Source organism: Enterocloster lavalensis (genome assembly GCF_046603895.1).
Taxonomy (GTDB): domain Bacteria; phylum Bacillota; class Clostridia; order Lachnospirales; family Lachnospiraceae; genus Enterocloster; species Enterocloster lavalensis.
In genome coordinates, this window is sequence record NZ_CP176637.1 from 304,052 (window position 1) to 322,489 (window position 18,438).

Sequence of the window (18,438 nt, forward strand, 5' to 3'; positions counted from 1 at the left end):
ACGCCCGGCCGCCTTTAAATCTCGTATCCCCGCAGCACCAGATAGTCCTTGATCAGCTTGATCATCTGGTCGTAGTCGATGCGGCTGGCGTTGATGGGCAGGTCGTAGTTCTCCATGTCCATCCACTCGCGCCCGGTAAAATACCGGTGGTACTCCTTGCGCTCCTTGTCGATGCGCTTCATGCGCCGCAGCGCTTCCTTCTCGTCCACCTGGTCCACCTCGATGACCCGGCGCACTCTGGTGACGGTGTCCGCGTAGACGAAGATGCGGATCACGTCGTCCAGCTGGTCCTGCAGCACGTAGTTGCCGCAGCGTCCCACGATGATGCAGCTCTCCTGGCCCGCCAGCTTTCGGATCACCGAGGACTGGAAGCGGAACAGGTTCTCCGGGGAGGTGATATTGTCCCCGTCCCGCACCGGCTCGCCTAAGTCCGGCTTCATGCCGGTGACGATGCGGTAAAGCAGGTTGTTGCCCGCCTTCTCGTCGGCCAGGCGGTAATACTGCTCGCCGATGGCGCTGGTCTCGGAGGTCATTTTCAGAATCTCCTCGTCGTAAAAGTGGATGCCCAGCTCCTCGGCAAGGCGCTTGCCGGTCAGGCGTCCGCCGCTGCCGTACTGCCGTTCAACCGTGATCACAAAATGTTTTTTGTTCATAGTATAGCCCCCTAAAAATATGTTGATGGCCGACCGATCTACAGAATGTCGATCTGGCACACTTTCATTGCAGCGATTGCGTTGTCGTGGCTCTCCGGGCTGACGCCGGCGCAGCAGGCCGGATCCACCGCGATGGGCGTCTCGGGCACGGCGGCCTTTAAAATCAGCGCATTGGAGATCACACAGATATCGGTACAGAGCCCGACCAGCTCCACGGACCGGTAATCGCCGCCGCGGACGTACTCGGACAGCGAGCCGCTTCCAAAGGTATGTTTCTCAAAGCGCCTGCCCTCGAAGGCTTTTAACTGCCCGCAGAGCTCCCACCCTGGGGTGCCCTTGATACAGTGGGGAACCGGAAGCTTCCTGCCCTCCGCCGTGTCCATATAGTCGTCGAAATGGGTGTCCAGCGTGAACACCACCTCGTCGCCCGCAGCCGCGTAAGCTTCGGCCTTTTTCACCACGGCCGGGACGATGGACTGGGCCTCTTTGGTCCCCAGAGCGCCGTCTATAAAATCATTCTGCATGTCCACAACTACAAGTAACCGTTTCATGTCGGCTTCCTCCTGTTTGATTGTTCAATTACAGTCTATCACATTTCCACGGGCAATAAAAGTCATTTTATTTTAAATCGGCTCTTGACAAACCGGCGGTTCTGTATTAGGATATGGGTTAATAAAATAAACCGTTGAGAAAGAGGAGTAAGCTTCCAGACGTTTTATCACAGAGAGCCGCAGGTGGTGGGATTGCGGTATAGGACAGGCGGCTGAATGGACTTTCGAGGGCGGTCCTGAACGGACGAACGTCTCTGTATGGACCGACGGATTCCGCAACCGTTAATCGTGCGGCGCATATGTTTGTATGTGTAGAGTGGACTGTTTAGTCAATATTGAGTGGCACCGCGGATTTTATTCGTCTCAATCGCAGCATCGGCTGTGATTGGGACTTTTTTTGTGCGCACAACCTGGTCCCGGCCCGCTCCGCTCCCCTTTACCTCTGCAAATCAAACGGCATTTTATTACGAACCATACACATATTTCATGGAATGAGGAGGAAACTATTATGAAAAAGTCTATCGCAATTCTCTTAACCGCTGCTCTGGGTGCTTCCCTGCTGACCGGCTGTGTGACCAAAGCCACGGACACGACCACCACCGCTGCCGCCGACACCACGGCCGTGACCGAGACCGCCACGGAGGCGGACACCGCCGCTGAGACCGAGAAAGAAACCGAGACAACAGCGGAGGCCAAGGCGGACGGCTACACCATCGGAATCGGACAGTTCGCGGAGCACGGCTCCCTGGACAACTGCCGCGAGGGCTTCATCCTGGGCTTAAAGGAAGCGGGAATCGAGGAGGGCAAAAACCTGACCATTCTCTATGAGAACTCCCAGGCGGACGGCGGCACGGCCAGCCAGATCGCCACTACCTTCGCAGGCAAACAGGTGGACCTGATGTGCGGCATCGCCACCCCCATGGCTCAGGCCCAGTACGGCGTGGCCAAAAAATCCGGTATCCCCGTAATCTTCACCGCCGTCACCGATCCGGTGGCCGCCGAGCTTGCCACTGAGGACGGAACCCCCGTTGGCGAGATCACCGGCACCAGCGACAAACTGCCGGTGGAGGCCCAGCTGAAAATGATCCGCGAGATTCTTCCCGATGCCAAAACCATCGGCATCATGTACACCACCAGCGAGGTGAACTCCGAGTCCACCATCGCCGAGTACAAGGCGCTGGCTCCGTCCTACGGCTTTGAGATCGTGGAGTCCGGCATTTCCGCCTCCAGCGACATCCCCCTGGCCGCCGACGCGCTGCTGGGCAAGGTGGACTGCATGACCAACCTGACCGACAACACCGTGGTAGCTTCCCTTCCCGTGATTCTGGATAAGGCCAACGCCAAGAACATTCCCGTGTTCGGCAGCGAGATCGAGCAGGTTAAAATCGGCTGTCTGGCAGCCATGGGACTGGATTACATTGAGCTTGGCAAGCAGACCGGGCTGATGGCCGCCCAGGTGTTAAAGGGCGAGGCTAAGGCCAGCGAGCTCAAATATGAGATTTTAAAGGAAGCCGCATTCTACGGCAACACCAAGGTCGCTGAGAACCTGGGAGTCACCCTTCCCGACAGCCTGACCGGGGAAGCCGCTGAAATGTTCGACTCAATCAGCACACAGTAAGATACAACCTTGACGGAGGACGATCATGTTAACCATATTACTCGGTATTTTGGAAGAAGGCCTGGTATACGCCATCATGGCGCTGGGCGTATACATCACCTACAAAATCCTGGATTTTCCGGATTTGTCCGTGGACGGCACGTTCCCCCTGGGGGCTGCGCTGACCGCAGCGGGCATCGCAAACGGGCTTCCCTTTGTGGGAAAGATCTCCCCAATCGCCGCCCTGTTCATTTCCTTTTTCGTGGGCGCGCTGGCGGGCTGCTGTACCGGACTCATCCACGTGAAGCTGAAGGTGCGGGACCTACTCTCCGGAATCATCGTCATGACCGCCCTCTACTCCATCAACCTGCGGATCGCGGGAAAGGCCAACCTGCCGATCTTCAGCCAGGAGACCATTTTCGCCAACGAATTTCTGGAAAAACAGGTTCCTGAGGCCTTAAAGCCCTACACGGTGGCGCTGATCCTGCTGCTCATCGTGGCGGTCTGCAAGGTGCTGTTAGACCTCTATCTGAAAACCCGCTCCGGCTACCTGCTGCGGGCGGTGGGCGACAACGACGTACTGGTGACCTCCCTTGCCAAGGACAAGGGCATGGTGAAGATTGTTGGCCTTGCCATCGCCAACGGTTTCGCCGCTCTGGCGGGCAGCGTTTACTGCCAGCAGAAGGGATTTTTCGAAATCTCCACGGGCACCGGCACCATTGTCATCGGCCTGGCAAACGTGATCATCGGAACCCAGCTGTTTAAACGGTTCGGTTTTGTGAAGGGCACAACCGCTGTGATCGCCGGTTCCATTATCTATAAAGCCTGCGTGTCCCTGGCCTTGAATCTGGGCGGCCAGTACCGCCAGGGGGACTATATCGTATCCATCCCCATCACGGCCTCGGATTTGAAGCTGATCACATCCATCCTCTTCCTGGTCATCCTGCTGGCCAGCACAGACAGACGAAAGAAGGTGAAGAGCCATGCTTGAGCTGAAGCACATCAATAAATACTACAATGCCGGGACGGTCAATGAAATGTGCCTGTTCGACGACTTTTCCCTGACCGTGAAGGACCACCAGTTCGTCTCCGTGGTGGGCAGCAACGGCTCGGGCAAGACCTCCATGCTGAATCTGATCTGCGGCAGCATCCCCCTGGACGACGGACGCATCCTGATCAGCGGCCAGGACATTACCCGGATGCCGGAGTACAAACGCCAGCGGCGCATCGGGCGGGTTTATCAGAACCCGGCCATGGGCACCTGCCCAAGTATGACGATTCTTGAAAATATGTCCCTGGCCGACAACAAGGGCAAGGCTTTCAACCTGCGAAAGGGCACCAACCGCCAGCGCATCGATTATTACCGGGAAAGCCTGCGGACCCTGGGACTGGGCCTGGAGGATAAAATGCACGTGAAGGTTGGCGTGCTCTCCGGCGGACAGCGCCAGGCCATGGCCCTGCTCATGTCCACCATGACCCCCATCGAGTTTCTGATTTTGGACGAACACACCGCCGCCCTGGACCCCAAGACGGCCGAGACCATCATGGAACTCACGGATAAGGTGGTCCGGGAAAAGAATCTGACCACCATCATGGTCACCCACAACCTGCGCTACGCCGTGGAGTACGGGGACCGGCTGCTGATGATGCACCAGGGGAACGTGGTGATCGACCGGGAAGGGGTGGAGAAACAGGCCATGGATATCGACGATATTCTGAAGAAATTTAATGAGATCAGTATTGAGTGCGGGAACTAACGGGCAGGTGGAATGCCTGACCGGAAAAAGCGGCGCGGGAGTTGGTGTAAATGACTCCCGCGCCGTTTTTTTGTTTTTGTTGAATGCAGCAGGCCCGTCGCATGATCTTAAAATCCCACCACCTGCCCGTCCGCCGCTTTTATAGACACCAGCAAATTACGCTTTTTGGCATACTCCTGCAAGGGGCTGCCATTTTCCAGTTTATCCCAGTTCTGATCCGTGATCACCACGTCCCCATAAAAGCTCCACACCGGCTCCAGCCGTCCCCGGTCTGTGGTGTTTCCCTGGTCAACCTCATAGGTCAGCAGGTATTCCAGCCTGACCTCCGACACCAATATATAGGTGCGGGGTTCAGGGGATACGGGGAGCAGCGTGGAGGGCCGGGTACTTTCGGGCTCCCATTCCAGCGCAGCGCTGTCCGCGGCCTGGATTTTGGTTTCATCCCCGGCTTTAGCCTTGGTCTTGCCGCTATCCGCGGCCTGAATTTGGGTTTCATCTCCGAATTTAGCCTTGGTCTTGCCGCTGTCGGCCTCCTGGAGCTGGCTCACCTCATCCGCGTCGGGAATCCCCGGCTTACTCTGCTCAAAATATGTCTTGGCGTACTGTTCAAAAATCTCAGTGACGGCTGAGAACGGCAGCAAAAAGCCTTCCTCCTCCCGCTCCTTCACCACGGTTGCCCGGTTGATATCCTTAAGTTCCACCAACTCTCCGTCCTGGGCATAGACGAATTCCACATACTGGCTCAGGGCCGGGCCCATCCCCCAGGCGGACCCGCCGCCGGAGGGCTCCGGTATCCCGTCCACATTCCGGCAGTAGCTCAGTTTTAAACCATACCGGCCGTCCGGGACCCACTTGTAATCCGTGGATCTGGACAGAGCCCGCCACTGGCTGCTTCTCAGCTCAAAATGCTCCAGGCCCAGGCCGGCCAGGATTTTCTCCGCCTTTTTCTGCATTTCCCCCTCAATCTGTTCCCGCTCCTGCGCGCTGAGCGTCATATCCGAGAGGTCCGTGGCATCAAAGCTGTCCCCGCTGCCGTGGGAGAGCTGACGCTGGTTCAGCCAGATGAGCGGCGTCTCGCCGCCGGGCCCCTTGCTGAAGGACACAAAGTAGCGGTCGTCCTTTGATGTACAGCTGTTGAGGTCCGTGTTCTTCTCCGGCGGATATTCGTTCTCATTCCACTGGATTCCCTCTGCCTCGGACACCACTTCCTTAAACCGGGCGAAATCCTCCTCCGTATAGGGCTTTTCCCGCTCCACCCGCAGCACGGGCGCGGCGTACACCTCCGGCACCTTCACCGCAGCGTCGGCCTCCAGCCTCATGGTTTCACCGATCAGCTTCGTCTCGTAGCGGGCCGGCGCCTCCGTCTGCTCCGCCAGGCGTTTCTCCGGTTTCTCCGCGTCTGCTCCTTTTGTCTCTCCCCCGGCATCGGATATCTCTTTGCCGCCCTGGGGCTGTTCCGCCTGGGATGTGCGCTCTGCGATCACCGGTTCCCCCTGCTGCGAAGAACAGCCTGTCTGCGCTGCCAGAATAGCGGCGGCGCACAAAGCCAGCCCTGCCGGGAGGCAAAAACGCCTCCAGTTTCCACGATTCTCCTTGTCCATCTTGTCATAGCTCCTTTCCCGGAAACCGCTTCCTGCCCGGTTTCCTCTCCTGATGACCCCATGATAACAGACATGGTCCGCAAAGAAATCACCGGCATGTAAAATAGTTGTAAAAACCGCATCTCTTCTGTTTTCCGGCGCTCCCATTCCCTCTTTTAAGGAAATGTTACCGACACCCGCGTCCCCTCCCCAACCTTGCTTTCGATCTCCATGGTTCCCCCGTGGAGCTGCACGATGCGCTGTCCCAGGGCCAGCCCCAGGCCGGAGCCGCCCTCGCTGCGGCTGCGGGACTTGTCCGCCATATAAAATGCCTCCGTCACATGAGGCAGGTCCTTCTCCGGGATTCCGCAGCCCTTGTCCTCCACTGTCACCGTCCGCCCGCGGGCGCTCACAAGCACCTCCCCGCCCGGTTCGGAGGCCTTACAGCCGTTGTGAACCAGATTGACAAACAGGCTGCACAGCAGCTCCCGGTCGCCCAGAATCCGCATGTCCTCCTGAAGTTCCACCCGCAGCGTCACATCCCTGGCGGCAGGCAGCGCCCTCGTCTCCTCCCGCACCTGTTCCAGCAGGTCTCTCAGGGACAGCTCTTCCCTCCGGATAGCCTCGTTCTCATACATTCCCACCAGCGCCAGCAGCTTGGCGCTCATATGCTCCATGCGCACGCCTGCGCTGTGGATATTTTGCAGCGCCTGCTTTTTCTGCCGCTCCGAAAGGCGCACGCTTAACAGGCTTTCCGAATATCCCATGATGGAGGTCACCGGCGTTTTCATCTCGTGGGCCAGAGCGCCTAACAATAACTCCAGGTTCTCCACCTGCGCCTCCACCTGCTCCGACATACGGTTAAACGCCTCTCCCACCTGGGCAATCTCGTCCCGCCCACGCACCTTCACCTTGCTGCCCAGCTCCCCACAGCTGATGGCGGACGCCGCCCGGCGCAGCTCCTCCAGGGACTTTAAGGCCCGTCCAAGGCACAGGGCGAAGATCACGGCCGCTGCCAGGGAAACGCCGCCGAACACGGTCAAATACAGCCCCGCCTGCCGCTCCAACAGCTCCCAGGAATCCGAGATGTCCCGGGCCGCCAATACCTCGAAGCCGTCCGGGTATTCCAGGGCCCGGCGCAGCAGCAGGATGTGCTTTTTGCCCAGCTCCTGAACCATGTACTCGCCCTTCAGGCCGCTTAGGTTTACAATCTCGTAATCGGTCTGGTTGGCGATGCACACGCCGTCCTTGATCAGCGCATAACCGCTCTGGTAACAGCGGCCGAACTGATACTTCAAATACGCGTCCCGGGCGATCTCGCCCATGTTCTCAAAGTCCTCCCGGGTTCCCACCTGCCGGAAAGCCCGACCTGCGATCCTCAGCTTTTCCCGCTCGCTCTCCACCTGCACCGACAGGCTGTACTCCTTAAGGCGTGCGATGGAAAATGCCGCGCAGGCGCCCATGGAGACCGCCAGGATGAAAAATACCAGCAGCACCAGTTTCGTTTTCAGTTTCATAGGCCGTCGTCCTCAAACATGTATCCCGCCTTGGGGATCGTCTTAATCGCCCCGGCGCTTTTCAGTTTCTTGCGCAGCTTGGCCACATGGACGTCCACGGTCCTGGTCTCCCCGTAGAAGCCGCTGCCCCAGACCAGATCCAGCAGCCGGTCCCTGCCCAGCACCACGTTCCGGTTTTTCAGGAACACGGTCAGCAGGCCGAACTCCATGGGCTTTAGGTCCACCTCGGCTCCCCCTTCCCAGACGCGGTGCATGTTTAAGTCCACTACCAGATCGCCATAACAGAGCTCCGGTTTCATTTTCCCGGTCCGCTCCAGCACTTTTTCCATGCGGACCAGCAGCTCCAGCACCTCAAAGGGCTTGACAATATAATCCTCCGCCCCCAGCTTCAGCCCCCGCACCTTGGACGTCACGTCGGCCTTTGCCGTCAGGTAGATCACCGGAATGTGTTTTCCCTGAAACAGCTCCATCAGCGCAAAGCCGTCCATCCCCGGCAGCATGATATCCACCAGGGCCAGGTCCGCGGCCTCCTGCCCCTGTTCCCGCAGAAGCCCGGCCGCCTCGCTGCCGTCGTAAACGGCCCTCGTCTCGTAGCCCGCCGCTTCCAGATTCATGCAGATCAGATCCGAAATGATCCGCTCGTCCTCCACTACCAGTATCCTGTTCTTCACGCTTCTCCTCCCTGTATGCCCTTTGATCTCTTAATTCTACCATCAACCGCACCTAAAAATCTTTACCAAAATGTAAAATACGGGCATCCGGCCGCTCACGCGATTCGGATGCCCGCATCTCTTGGGAGATAAATCCCGGGGGATCTTTGATTATTCCGCAAATACCACGATCTTCTGCGCAACGCCCTGGTCGTCGGACCAGATGAGGCAGGTTCTTCCCTGGCTGAGATCGTCCATGGTCACGATGTTCTTCGTCAGGTAAGGAAGGATGGTGCAGTCGGAAGGAATCTCAAATGTTGTGCCGTCCGCTGTGGTCAGCTCGGCTTTGGAGGAAGCCGCGTCCGTCACCACGGAATCCACGGTCACATAATCCGGCACCTTGAAATCAGCCGGAATGTTGCAGAGAATCATCTCGGCGCTGGTCTGCGGGGGCAGGCTCATGGTCATGGCCTGGCTGATGTACACATAAATGGTATCGCCGTCCTTGATGTCCTCGATGTTTACCGGCAGCCCTTCCACCGCGTCTAAAACCAGCGTCTCCTCGTCGGAGACATTCAGAACGATCTCGCCGCTGTAGCTCTGGCCGGACTGGTTGTCGATGGTCAGCCGTCCGCTCTCATCTCTGGTAACGGTGCCGTAAATCCGAATGGACTGGAGCGCCTCGGCCTGAGTCTCCTCCATGCTCTCAATGGTTCCGTCCACGGTCTCGATCACATCCGCAGTGGTCTCAGCGGTGGTCTCCACAGTCTCAGCCGGCGTGGTGGTAACCGCCTCGGTCTTGGCCGCGCAGCCTCCGATTCCCAGCGCCACAGCCGCGCATGCACTGATTGCAAATAACTGATATTTTCTCAATTTTGTATTCTCCTTATGTTCATATTTTATTCATATAACTGTATCAGGAGTATACAATACTTTCCTGTAGATTCCAATAACGTTTTTCTTAACAATTCCTAAGAAATGCAAAATCGGATTCATAGAATATTCAGAATATTTCAGTCATTTTCTGGCCGGACGGCGCATTTACGCGGCCGGTCCGGCAGCCCCGCGGGCAGAGGCGGGCGGTTCACACACACGGCAGCCGCACGGGCGGGGGCGGGCGGTTCACACACGGCAGCCGCACGGGCGGGGGCGGGCGGTTCACACACGGCAGCCCCGCGGACAGGGGCGGGCGGTTCACACACGGCAGCCCCGCGGACAGGGGCGGGCGGTTCACACACACACGGCAGCCCCGCGGGCGCGGGCGGGCGGTTCTCCCTCCGCTTTAACGCTCCCCGCCGATCAGGGATTCCACCGCGTCCACCATCGCCTGATAGCCGGTGCAGCGGCACAGGTTGCCGGACAGGCCGCGGCGGATCTGGGCCTCCGTGGGGTTGGGATTCTCCCGCAGCAGCGCGCAGGTGGCCAGGATCATACCCGGAGAGCAGAAGCCGCACTGAACGGCTCCGTGGTCCACAAAGGCTTTCTGGATCTTCGCCAGCTCCGGGTCCCGTTCCACCCCCTCGATGGTCATCACCTGGCGGCCATCCGCCTGAATGGCCGGGTAAATACAGGAGTTCACGGTCTTTCCGTCCACCAGCACGGTGCATGCGCCGCAATCCCCTTCCCCGCAGCCCTCCTTGGTCCCGGTCAGACCCAGGACCTCACGGATCACATGAAGCAGGGTGTCCATTGGCCCGATTTCCACCTGCCGTTCCTCACCGTTTATATAAAGCGTAATCTTTTCCATCACTCAAAACACCTCCACAATTCCGTCACGTTGTGAAGCACCATGCGAAAGGCGATGCGCCTTCTGTACTCCGCCGTGGCGCGGATATCCGCGATGGGGGCAATGTCCTCCATCAGGGCGGCGCGCAGGCGCTCCCGGAACGCGGACTCCGCCAGACAGGCGGGCGCGCTGGCGGCAAGGCCCACGGCAAGCTTTGCAGGCCCACCTTTGCCCGGCCCCGCCGGAACCTCTCCGGCCAGCTCCGCCGACGCCTCTCCGGCCAACTCCGTCAGCTCTCTTCGGCACAAATCCCCAGGCCTAGCCCCAGCCAACACCTTCTCCGCCCTCTGGGCCCGCACTGCGGTGGGTGCCACCGAGCCCAGGGCCACGGCGATCTCTCCCACCGCGCCCTGGCGTTCCTCCATATACACCGCGCAGCTGCACAGTGAGATAGCCAATGCGTTGCGTTTTCCGGCCTTGTAGAACACCGACCGGCCGCTCTTGTGGGGCAGAATCACCTCGGCCAGCAGTTCGCCGTGCCTTAAATCCGTCCGCCCGGGCCCCTTCATGAAATCCTTAAGCGCAACCTCCCGCGAAATACCGCCCGCCTTCACCAGGCGGAGCACGGCGTCCAGCGCCAGAAGGGGCGGCACCGAATCTGCGGCCGGGGAGGCCGAGATAATGTTTCCGCCCACGGTTCCCCGGTTGCGGATCTGCGGCCCTCCCACCTGGGAAGCCGCCGTGACCAGCGCCCCGGCAAAGGGGATCCCGCAGCGCTCCAGCTCGGAAAAGCTGGTCATGCTGCCGATATGCCATCCGTCGGCCTCCTTGCGGATTCCCCGAAGCTCCGTCAAATGTTCCAGGCTCACATAATCAAAATCCAGATATTTGCCGTGTCTGCGGTCCACGTACAGATTGGTGGCCCCGGCGCAGGCCATGGCCCGTTCTCCCGCCAGCGCCTCCAGGGCTTCCTCCAGCGTTTCCGGCTGAATCATTCTGCACACAGTCATTGTTCTCCCTCCCCCATGTTGTCGAAATAGCTGTCCAAGGAATAGGTCAGCTTGTCAAATTTTTCCAGGTAGCTGCCGTCCGGAAAATCTTCAAAGGCAATCACCTTATACCGCCCGTCCTCGTACACAAACGGCAGCTCATAGACCATACCCGGCAGCCTGGCGGCCTGTGAGAAAACGGCTTTCCCGCTCCTTCCGTCCTCCGCCAGCTCCATAGACTCGTAATTGATAAACAGCGGCGTCAGATAGGGGTAGGAGCGCTCCTTCACAAAGGCCCGGACAAATTCCTCCCGGCTCATCCGGGACTGGAAATCCTTTGTCAGATAATCGTACAGCCGCTCCGGCTCCTTGTAATGGTAGTTTAAGTCCTCCGCAAACGCGCACACGGTCCGCTCCGCCTCCTCGCGGGAGGGCCTGACCCGCCCCTGTGAAAAGGCGCACAGACCGGCCGTAAGCCCCAGGCAGACCAGCGCGGCGCAGATCCAGGCCAAACGCCGGCTGTTTTTCTTCATTCTCATCGCTCCAATCTCGAATAGGGCACTGTGTAGGCGCTGGGGAACTCCGCCTTCCGGGACGCGGTCACCAGGGCCAGAATGGTCAGCACATAAGGCAGCATCAGCATCAGCTGGTTGGCGATATTGATCCCCAGGGCCTGCAAACGCATCTGAAGCGCCGTTGCAAAGCCGAACAGCAGCGCGCCCCAGATGGCCCGGAAGGGCATAAACCGGGCGAAAATGACCACGGACACGGCGATAAATCCCCGCCCGCTGATAATGTCCTCGGTAAACAGGTTCATGTACGCGGTGGACATAAAAGCGCCCGCGGCCCCGGCGTAGGCTCCGCCGATCAGCACCGCCGCGTAACGTGTCTTCGCCACGCTGATGCCCTTGGAATCCGTGGCCCTTGGGTTCTCTCCCACCGCCTTGATCTTCAAACCGAAGGTGGTTTTCTCCAAAATGAACCAGGTGACGATAGCCATCAGGTAGCTTAAGTATACCAGAATATTGTGCTGGAAGAAAATGGGGCCGATCACCGGGATGGACGACAGCACCGGCACGTGCACCGCCGCAAAGGGTTCCACCTGGGGCGGCAGGCTCTGGATGCCGAAAATCACCCGGTAAAGGTAAACCGCCGCGCCTCCGCCCAGAATATTTAAGGCGGTGCCCGCGATCACCTGGTTGGCCCGCATGGTGACGGACAGCCAGGCCATAACCGTGCTCCAGAGCACGCCGGTGAGAATGCCCGCCAGCACGCCGGCCCAGAGACTGCCGGTCATAAAGGCCGCCGCAAAGCCGGTGACCGCTCCCATGGTCATGGTGCCCTCCACGCCCAGATTTAAGACGCCCGCCCGCTGGGTGTAAATCTGTCCCAGGGCCGGAAGCAGGATGGGCGTTGCCAAACGCACGGTGCTGGCGAACAGGCTCACCAGAAAGCCTACGGTAAAAATATTGCTAAGCATGGCGCTGCCTCCTTCCAATCCAGTTTTTTACCACCGTCAGATTCAGGGTGGTCCGGGCGATGATGAACACGATCACCAGGCCCTGTATGATATCCACGATGGAGTAGGGGACGTCGGTCATCCTCTGCATGGTGGCCCCGCCCACCATCAGGGCGGAGAAGAAAAATCCTGCAATCACAATGCCCACCGGGTTTAAACTTCCCAGCAGCGCGATTACCACCGCGATATCTCCGTAACCGCTGGCCACGCCCTCCAACAGGCGGTACTGCACGCCGTAAATCTCATTCCAGCCCGCCAGGCCGGTCAACGCCCCGGAGATCATCATGGTGATCAGCACGGTGCGCTTCACGCTCATGCCGGAGTAGGTGGCAACCTTCTCCCCCTGGCCCGCCAGGTCGATGCGGTAGCCAAGGACGGTTTTCCAGAAAAACAACATTACGGCCACCACCAAAATCCCCACGAAGATACCCGCGTGGATGCGCAGGCGGTCCGAGAACAGGGGAAGGCGCAGGGCCTCCGCGATATTGGGCGACTGTGGGAAATCCCCGCCCACCGGGTCCTTCATAGGTCCGTGAACCAGAAATGCCAGGAAATAGGTGGCGATGTAGTTGAGCATCAGTGTGGTGATCACCTCGTTGGCGCTGAAGCGGATCTTTAAGACCGCAGCCAGCCCCGCCCACAGCGCGCCGCCCAGCATGCCGCAGATCAGGGACAGGGGCAGTAAGATCACCGGAGGCAGCTTCAGGTAGAGCCCCGGCAGGATGGCTGCAATGGCTCCCAGGATAAACTGGCCGTTGCCTCCGATGTTCCAGAGCTGCGCCCGGAAGGCCACGCTGGTTCCGAAGGCCATCATGCACAGGGGAACCATTTTCACAAACACCTCGGAGATGCGCTGTTTGGAGCCAAAGGCGCCCCGGAACAGGGTCTGGTACGCCTCCACCGGATCATTTCCGGAGAGCTTTACCAGCACTGCGCCGATGGCCAGCGCGATGGCGATGGTGAGAACTGCGGCGCAGACCTCCCCGGCCGCTGATTTCAGTTTATTTCCCATGTTCGTCTGCCTCCTTCTGCTTTCCCATCATCAGGCTGCCGATCTCGTCCACCGACGCGCCCCTGGGCAAAATGCCCATCAGGCGGCCGTCGTAAATCACCGCGATGCGGTCCGAAAGCTGCAGAATCTCCTCCAGGTCCGCGCTGACCAGCAGCACGGCGCAGCCCTCGTTTCTGGCGTCCAGCAGTTTCTGGCGCACGTACTCGGAAGCGCCGATGTCAAGGCCCCTGGTGGGCTGGTTGGCCACCACCACCCGCGGGTGCTCCGACAGCTCCCTGGCTAAAATCACCTTCTGCTGGTTGCCGCCGGACAGGCTTCTGGCCTGCTCGTCCCCGGAGGAAGCCTTGATCTGGTATTCCGCCCGGGCCTTGTCCCAGAACGCATCGATGGTTTTTTCATTGATAAAGCCGTGGCGGGAGAAGGGCTCCCGGCCGAAGGCCTTTAACACCAGATTCTTTTTCAGGCTCCATTTGAGGGCCAGACCCGTGGTGTGCCGGTCCTCCGGGATGTGGGCGATGCCCTTTCTGATGTAAAATACCGGCGGACGGTTGGTGATGGGCTCCCCGTCCATTTTCAAAACGCCCTTGTCCGCGGTCCGAAGCCCCGTGATCACCTCGCAGAGCTCTTTCTGCCCGTTGCCGTCCACGCCGGCCAGGCCGACCACCTCGCCCTCCCGCAGTTCCAGGGAAAAATCCGTCAAAGCCGGGTAATCCTTGTCGTTCCTGGCGCAGATTCCTTCCAGACAGAGGCGCACCTCCCCCGGGGACCGCTCCGGCTCCGTGAAGTTAAACAGCACGTCCCGGCCCACCATCATGCGGGTCAGCTCCTCCTTGGTCATGTCCGGTCCGGCCAGGCGGGTTCCGATCAGCTTTCCGTCCCGAAGGACCGTCACTTCATCGACAATCGAAATAATTTCTTCCAATTTATGGGTAATCAGGATGATGGACTTGCCATCCTCCTTCATGTGCCGCAGGGTCTCAAAGAGCACCTCTGTCTCCTGGGGCGTGAGCACGGCCGTCGGCTCGTCCAGGATCAGGATGTCCGCCCCCTGGTAGATGGCGGTAAGAATCTCCACCCGCTGCTGCTCTCCCACAGACAACTGCCAGACCTTGGCATAGGGATCCACCTTCATCTTGTACCGCTCGGCCAGAGCTACCAGCTCCTCCGCCGTCTCCCGGGTGTCCAAAAGGATGCCTTTGCGGGATTTGCGCCCCAGCATCACATTTTCCACCACCGTCAGGGACCGGGCCAGCATAAAGTGCTGGTGCACCATGCCGATGCCCAAAGAAATTGCTTTGATTGGCGATGAAATCTCCTGCTTCTGCCCGCGGATGAGGATTTCCCCCTCCTCCTGGCGGTACAGACCGTACAGGATATTCATCAGTGTCGTCTTGCCCGCGCCGTTTTCACCCAGCAGGCCGTGTATGGAGCCGGCCCGCAGGCAGAACTGAATCCTGTCGTTGGCCTTTACCCCTCCGAATATTTTGGTTATGTCACGCATCTCAACTGCTAATGTTTCCATCTGTACAGACCTCCTGAATCGAAACGCAGGGAAACCGCGGCGGGGAAATGAAACCTGCCCCGCCGCAGCCCGTTTGCCGGTAAAAAGCGCCCTACTTCGCCGCCTCGCCCTGAGTGAACTCCGGCATCTCGATCTCGCCGGCCTGAAGCTTCTTGAAGGTATCCTCAATCTGCGCCTTGTCCTCGTCGGTCAGCCATCCCTTGGGATCGCTGATGGGAGCATAACTTAAGCCTCCGTCCTCAGCGTTGATCCAGTAGAAGCGGTCCGCTTCCTCGCGGCCGGTAAAGCTGCCGCTGCGGATATCGTCAAAAATTCCGGAGATAACGGCTTCCCACTGATACACCACGCCGCTGAGCACATTGTCGGGCGCCAGGGAGTTCTGATCCGCCACGTTGCCCAGGCAGTACATATCCTTCTCCTTGGCCGCCTGCACAACGCCCAGGCCGATGCCGTCGCCGGAATGCCAGATCACGTCCACGCCGGAATCGTACATGCCCACGGCCGCTTCCTTGGCGCCAGCGGTGTCGGTCCAGTCTCCGGTGTAAACCTCCTGAATCTCAATGTCGGGATTCACGGATTTTGCGCCGAACTTAAAGCCCTCATGTCCACGGAAAATCTCGGAGGCATCCGCGCCGCCTACCACGCCGATCTTGCCCGACTGGGAGGCCAGGGCCGCGATCACGCCCATCAGATAACCGCCGCTCTGCAGCGACACATCGTAAATCGCAGAGTTGTCAACTGACTTGTATCCGGTTCCCAGCAGGAATTTTGTATCCGGATAGTTGGGGGCAACTTTGACGATGGGTTCCATAAACTGGAAACCATGGCCGAACACCACGTCGTAGCCCTGGTCCGCAAAGTCCATCAGCGCCGGCTCAATGTCCGCCACCTCGTACACGTTCTCCACAACCTTTAAATCGATCTCATTGGCGTGGGCGTCCACATATTTCTGCATACCCTGGAACATGGCCTGGTTAAAGGACACGTCGTCCTTCTTGCCCGGAAGGATCAGGGCCACCTTTAAAACGCCGTCCGCGCCCGCTTTTTCGCCTTCCGCCGCGCCGCTCTCCTTAGCCTCGGTTCCGGCCTCAGCCTGGGTCTCGGCCGCCTTGCTGTCCCCAGCGGGAGCCGCGGTGGTGGATCCGGCGCTTCCGGAACCGCAGGCGGTGAGAATCATCACCGCGGCCATGGCGGCCGCCAGCATTCTTGCACTCTTTTTCATTGTTTCTCCTCCTTTTTCTCCATTGCTTGTAAGATTTTATCTATATCGAAGGGCAGGCTGTTGAGCCTGGCCCCTGATATCTGTTCGATGGCCCCGCCGATGGCCGGGGCAATGGATACGGTGGAAACCTCCGCCGCGCCCTTGACTCCCATGGGCCCGGCCTGCTCGTAGGCGTCCACGTGGTAGCTTGCGATGTGGGGCACGTCCAGGGACGTGGGCATGAGGTAGGTGGAAAAGTCCGCGTTCAGCAGCCTTCCGTCCTCAAACACGCAGTTCTCGCCCAGGGCGTAACCGACGGACATGGCCACGCCGCCCTGAATCTGCCCCGCCATGGACAGCGGATTGATGATGCGCCCGGCCTCGGTGGCCGCGGCCACGTCCAGCAGGATCACATTTCCCGTCACCGGGTCCAGCCGCACCTTCACCGCCTGGGCGATGAAGGTGTACATGGCGTGAGGGAAACCCGGGGTGGAAAACGCCTTGGCGGACTCGGGGAATGAGGCATGGCCGGTGGCAGCCAGGGGCGCAGCGCCGCCCTCCTCCGCTCTTTTTCTCCTGAACTCCTTCACCGCCGCCAAAAGTGCGTTTCCGGCGATAAAAGTGGAACGCGAGCCCGCGGCGGAGCCGCAGTCCAGGGTTTCGGCCGTGTCGGACATAATCATCTCGATGTGATCCAGGTCCGTCTCCAGAGCGTCCGCCGCCATGGCCTTTAGGGCGGTGCGGCTGCCCTGGCCGATATCCACAAAACCTACGCGGATGCGGTAGTATCCCGGCTTCGTCTCCTCCACCACCACACTGGCCGTGTCGGGGATGTTCTTGCCAAGCCCGCAGCTCAAATGGCCTCCCGCGATCCCGTAACCCACGTACGGGTCCCGGTTGGCCTCCCGGCTCTTCCACAGATCGCTGGCCCGGATCAGCTCCAGCGCGCCCTTAAAGTCCACGCAGTGTTCCATCTTCTGCCCAAGCGCGCCGTATTTTCCGGTCTCCAGGGCGTTTTTCAGGCGGATTTCAATGGGGTCCAGCCCCAGCTTTCCCGCCGCCCGGCTGATCAAAGTCTCCGTGGCAAAAGCCCCCTGAGGCGCTCCGAAACCCCTCATGGCGTGGGCCGCCGGTTTGTTGGTGTACCACAATCTGCTTTTAATATGTACGTTGGGAATGTCATAGGGTCCCGCAAAATGTTCCGTGAACAGCCCCAGCACCGCCGGTCCCAGCCCGGCGTAAGCCCCGGTGTCCAGGTCCCCGGTCCCGTCGAAGGCCAGGATACGGCCGTCCCGGGAAAATCCCATCTTCACGTGCATGCGCACCCCATGGCGTTTGTAGCTGGTTTCCAGGGACTCCCGTCGGTCAAACACCAGCTTTGCGGGCCGCTTGGTGAGCCAGGACACGGCCGCCGCGAAAATCTGGGCCGTATTGCCGTCCTTTCCGCCGAAACCGCCTCCCACCGTGGCCGCCTTCACCCGCACCTGATCCGGCGCAAGGCCCAGGGCCCGGCAGATCATCCGGTGGTCGTGGAACACGTTCTGGGTGGAAGTGTAGGCCAAAAGCCTCCCCTCCCCGTCGATCCTGGCAAAGCAGGCCTCCGGCTCCATGTAGCCGTGGTCCTGGACCGGCGTCTCAAAATCCTGCTCCAGAATCAGGGCGCTGTCCGCAAAGCCCTGCTCCACCGATCCCTTTTCATTTTCAAAGTCCACCAGCAGGTTCCCCTTCTCGTGGAGGGAAGGGAATTTTGGGTCTGCCGCGTCCGCCACATCCCGGACTACCGTCAGGGGCCGGCAGACCACTTTTGCAAGGGCCGCCGCCTCACGGGCCCGCTCCCGGGTGGCCGCCGCCACAATGGCCACCGGCTCCCCCTTAAACCGCACATGACGGTCCGCCAGCACCGGCTGGTCCTCGATCACGTCCTCCACCACGTTGACCGCCAGATCCTTTGCCGTAAATACCAGCACGTCCTCCGGCAGCGCCGAGAAATCCAGCTCCTCCAGAATCCCGTGGCTGACGGGCGAGCGCACCAGAGCCAGCTCCAGCATCCCTTCCTCCCGGTAATCTCCCGCGTACATGGCCCGCCCCGAAGCCTTGTCCATTCCCTCGCTCCGTCCCAGGCCCAGGCCCACATAGTGTTCCGCCATCTTGATCCGCTCCCTCC

The 18,438-nt window shown here is 59.8% G+C and carries 17 protein-coding genes and 1 other annotated feature; of the genes, 3 read left to right on the plus strand and 14 right to left on the minus strand.

Annotation, left to right across the window (positions count from 1 at the left end; all coding sequences use genetic code 11):
* Positions 1-14 precede the first annotated feature (14 nt).
* Positions 15-653: an AAA family ATPase gene (locus ACK2JC_RS01405; RefSeq protein WP_007717519.1), complete on the minus strand. Its 639-nt coding sequence runs from the start codon at positions 651-653 to the stop codon at positions 15-17.
* 38 nt (positions 654-691) lie between these two features.
* A complete protein-coding gene (locus ACK2JC_RS01410; protein ID WP_092360335.1) occupies positions 692-1,204 on the minus strand; it encodes a cysteine hydrolase family protein in 513 nt (170 codons plus the stop codon).
* A 125-nt stretch (positions 1,205-1,329) separates the two neighbouring features.
* Positions 1,330-1,573 (plus strand) — a binding site (T-box leader).
* Between the two features lie 139 nt (positions 1,574-1,712).
* Between ACK2JC_RS01410 and ACK2JC_RS01415 the strand changes: the two genes are divergently transcribed.
* Genes ACK2JC_RS01415 through ACK2JC_RS01425 form a run of 3 tightly spaced genes read left to right on the plus strand, consistent with a single transcriptional unit; the run spans position 1,713 to position 4,558 of the window.
* Complete coding sequence (locus tag ACK2JC_RS01415) at positions 1,713-2,822, plus strand: ABC transporter substrate-binding protein (protein WP_092360334.1); 1,110 nt, start codon at positions 1,713-1,715, stop codon at positions 2,820-2,822.
* A 25-nt stretch (positions 2,823-2,847) separates the two neighbouring features.
* Positions 2,848-3,792, plus strand: coding sequence for an ABC transporter permease subunit (locus ACK2JC_RS01420; protein ID WP_320937666.1), 945 nt, complete (start codon positions 2,848-2,850; stop codon positions 3,790-3,792).
* Positions 3,785-4,558: an ABC transporter ATP-binding protein gene (locus ACK2JC_RS01425; protein ID WP_092360332.1), complete on the plus strand. Its 774-nt coding sequence runs from the start codon at positions 3,785-3,787 to the stop codon at positions 4,556-4,558. Before ACK2JC_RS01420 ends, ACK2JC_RS01425 begins: the two co-directional genes overlap by 8 nt.
* A 107-nt stretch (positions 4,559-4,665) precedes the next feature.
* On the opposite strand, the gene ACK2JC_RS01430 is transcribed toward ACK2JC_RS01425, so the two are convergent.
* From ACK2JC_RS01430 to ACK2JC_RS01485, 12 genes are all read right to left on the minus strand, one after another.
* The gene (locus tag ACK2JC_RS01430) at positions 4,666-6,159 is read right to left on the minus strand and encodes a DUF6034 family protein (RefSeq protein ID WP_320937665.1); all 1,494 of its coding nucleotides are present in this window, start codon (positions 6,157-6,159) and stop codon (positions 4,666-4,668) included.
* A gap of 155 nt (positions 6,160-6,314) precedes the next feature.
* Complete coding sequence (locus ACK2JC_RS01435; RefSeq protein ID WP_320937664.1) at positions 6,315-7,655, minus strand: HAMP domain-containing sensor histidine kinase; 1,341 nt, start codon at positions 7,653-7,655, stop codon at positions 6,315-6,317.
* Positions 7,652-8,326 carry a response regulator transcription factor gene (locus tag ACK2JC_RS01440; RefSeq protein WP_368271362.1) on the minus strand — a complete coding sequence of 225 codons (675 nt, stop codon included), beginning with the start codon at positions 8,324-8,326 and terminating at the stop codon, positions 7,652-7,654. Before ACK2JC_RS01440 ends, ACK2JC_RS01435 begins: the two co-directional genes overlap by 4 nt.
* 150 nt (positions 8,327-8,476) lie before the next feature.
* Positions 8,477-9,178 carry a hypothetical protein gene (locus ACK2JC_RS01445; RefSeq protein ID WP_118755380.1) on the minus strand — a complete coding sequence of 234 codons (702 nt, stop codon included), beginning with the start codon at positions 9,176-9,178 and terminating at the stop codon, positions 8,477-8,479.
* 409 nt (positions 9,179-9,587) lie between these two features.
* A complete protein-coding gene (locus ACK2JC_RS01450; protein WP_320938180.1) occupies positions 9,588-10,052 on the minus strand; it encodes a (2Fe-2S)-binding protein in 465 nt (154 codons plus the stop codon).
* Positions 10,052-11,041 (minus strand): FAD binding domain-containing protein, encoded by a 990-nt coding sequence (locus tag ACK2JC_RS01455; protein ID WP_320938181.1) that lies wholly within the window; start codon positions 11,039-11,041, stop codon positions 10,052-10,054. The genes ACK2JC_RS01450 and ACK2JC_RS01455 overlap by 1 nt, the downstream gene beginning before the upstream one ends.
* Positions 11,038-11,553 carry a hypothetical protein gene (locus tag ACK2JC_RS01460; RefSeq protein ID WP_320938182.1) on the minus strand — a complete coding sequence of 172 codons (516 nt, stop codon included), beginning with the start codon at positions 11,551-11,553 and terminating at the stop codon, positions 11,038-11,040. The genes ACK2JC_RS01455 and ACK2JC_RS01460 overlap by 4 nt, the downstream gene beginning before the upstream one ends.
* A 2-nt stretch (positions 11,554-11,555) precedes the next feature.
* The gene (locus ACK2JC_RS01465) at positions 11,556-12,500 is read right to left on the minus strand and encodes an ABC transporter permease (RefSeq protein WP_092360324.1); all 945 of its coding nucleotides are present in this window, start codon (positions 12,498-12,500) and stop codon (positions 11,556-11,558) included.
* Positions 12,493-13,551 carry an ABC transporter permease gene (locus ACK2JC_RS01470; RefSeq protein ID WP_107434985.1) on the minus strand — a complete coding sequence of 353 codons (1,059 nt, stop codon included), beginning with the start codon at positions 13,549-13,551 and terminating at the stop codon, positions 12,493-12,495. The genes ACK2JC_RS01465 and ACK2JC_RS01470 overlap by 8 nt, the downstream gene beginning before the upstream one ends.
* Positions 13,541-15,073: an ABC transporter ATP-binding protein gene (locus tag ACK2JC_RS01475; protein WP_092360322.1), complete on the minus strand. Its 1,533-nt coding sequence runs from the start codon at positions 15,071-15,073 to the stop codon at positions 13,541-13,543. The genes ACK2JC_RS01470 and ACK2JC_RS01475 overlap by 11 nt, the downstream gene beginning before the upstream one ends.
* Positions 15,074-15,164: 91 nt before the next feature.
* Positions 15,165-16,295: a BMP family protein gene (locus ACK2JC_RS01480; RefSeq protein ID WP_368271361.1), complete on the minus strand. Its 1,131-nt coding sequence runs from the start codon at positions 16,293-16,295 to the stop codon at positions 15,165-15,167.
* Entirely contained in the window at positions 16,292-18,421 is a 2,130-nt protein-coding gene (locus ACK2JC_RS01485) for a xanthine dehydrogenase family protein molybdopterin-binding subunit (protein WP_368271360.1), read from the minus strand. The genes ACK2JC_RS01480 and ACK2JC_RS01485 overlap by 4 nt, the downstream gene beginning before the upstream one ends.
* Positions 18,422-18,438: the final 17 nt, after the last annotated feature.

What these genes read in the sequence shown, in the direction of transcription:
- ACK2JC_RS01405 (WP_007717519.1), bottom strand. Translation starts at nt 653, where the DNA reads ATGAACAAAAAACATTTTGTGATCACGGTTGAACGGCAGTACGGCAGC.
- ACK2JC_RS01410 (WP_092360335.1), bottom strand. Translation starts at nt 1,204, where the DNA reads ATGAAACGGTTACTTGTAGTTGTGGACATGCAGAATGATTTTATAGAC.
- ACK2JC_RS01415 (WP_092360334.1), top strand. Translation starts at nt 1,713, where the DNA reads ATGAAAAAGTCTATCGCAATTCTCTTAACCGCTGCTCTGGGTGCTTCC.
- ACK2JC_RS01420 (WP_320937666.1), top strand. Translation starts at nt 2,848, where the DNA reads ATGTTAACCATATTACTCGGTATTTTGGAAGAAGGCCTGGTATACGCC.
- ACK2JC_RS01425 (WP_092360332.1), top strand. Translation starts at nt 3,785, where the DNA reads ATGCTTGAGCTGAAGCACATCAATAAATACTACAATGCCGGGACGGTC.
- ACK2JC_RS01430 (WP_320937665.1), bottom strand. Translation starts at nt 6,159, where the DNA reads ATGGACAAGGAGAATCGTGGAAACTGGAGGCGTTTTTGCCTCCCGGCA.
- ACK2JC_RS01435 (WP_320937664.1), bottom strand. Translation starts at nt 7,655, where the DNA reads ATGAAACTGAAAACGAAACTGGTGCTGCTGGTATTTTTCATCCTGGCG.
- ACK2JC_RS01450 (WP_320938180.1), bottom strand. Translation starts at nt 10,052, where the DNA reads ATGGAAAAGATTACGCTTTATATAAACGGTGAGGAACGGCAGGTGGAA.
- ACK2JC_RS01455 (WP_320938181.1), bottom strand. Translation starts at nt 11,041, where the DNA reads ATGACTGTGTGCAGAATGATTCAGCCGGAAACGCTGGAGGAAGCCCTG.
- ACK2JC_RS01460 (WP_320938182.1), bottom strand. Translation starts at nt 11,553, where the DNA reads ATGAAGAAAAACAGCCGGCGTTTGGCCTGGATCTGCGCCGCGCTGGTC.
- ACK2JC_RS01465 (WP_092360324.1), bottom strand. Translation starts at nt 12,500, where the DNA reads ATGCTTAGCAATATTTTTACCGTAGGCTTTCTGGTGAGCCTGTTCGCC.
- ACK2JC_RS01470 (WP_107434985.1), bottom strand. Translation starts at nt 13,551, where the DNA reads ATGGGAAATAAACTGAAATCAGCGGCCGGGGAGGTCTGCGCCGCAGTT.
- ACK2JC_RS01475 (WP_092360322.1), bottom strand. Translation starts at nt 15,073, where the DNA reads ATGGAAACATTAGCAGTTGAGATGCGTGACATAACCAAAATATTCGGA.
- ACK2JC_RS01480 (WP_368271361.1), bottom strand. Translation starts at nt 16,295, where the DNA reads ATGAAAAAGAGTGCAAGAATGCTGGCGGCCGCCATGGCCGCGGTGATG.
- ACK2JC_RS01485 (WP_368271360.1), bottom strand. Translation starts at nt 18,421, where the DNA reads ATGGCGGAACACTATGTGGGCCTGGGCCTGGGACGGAGCGAGGGAATG.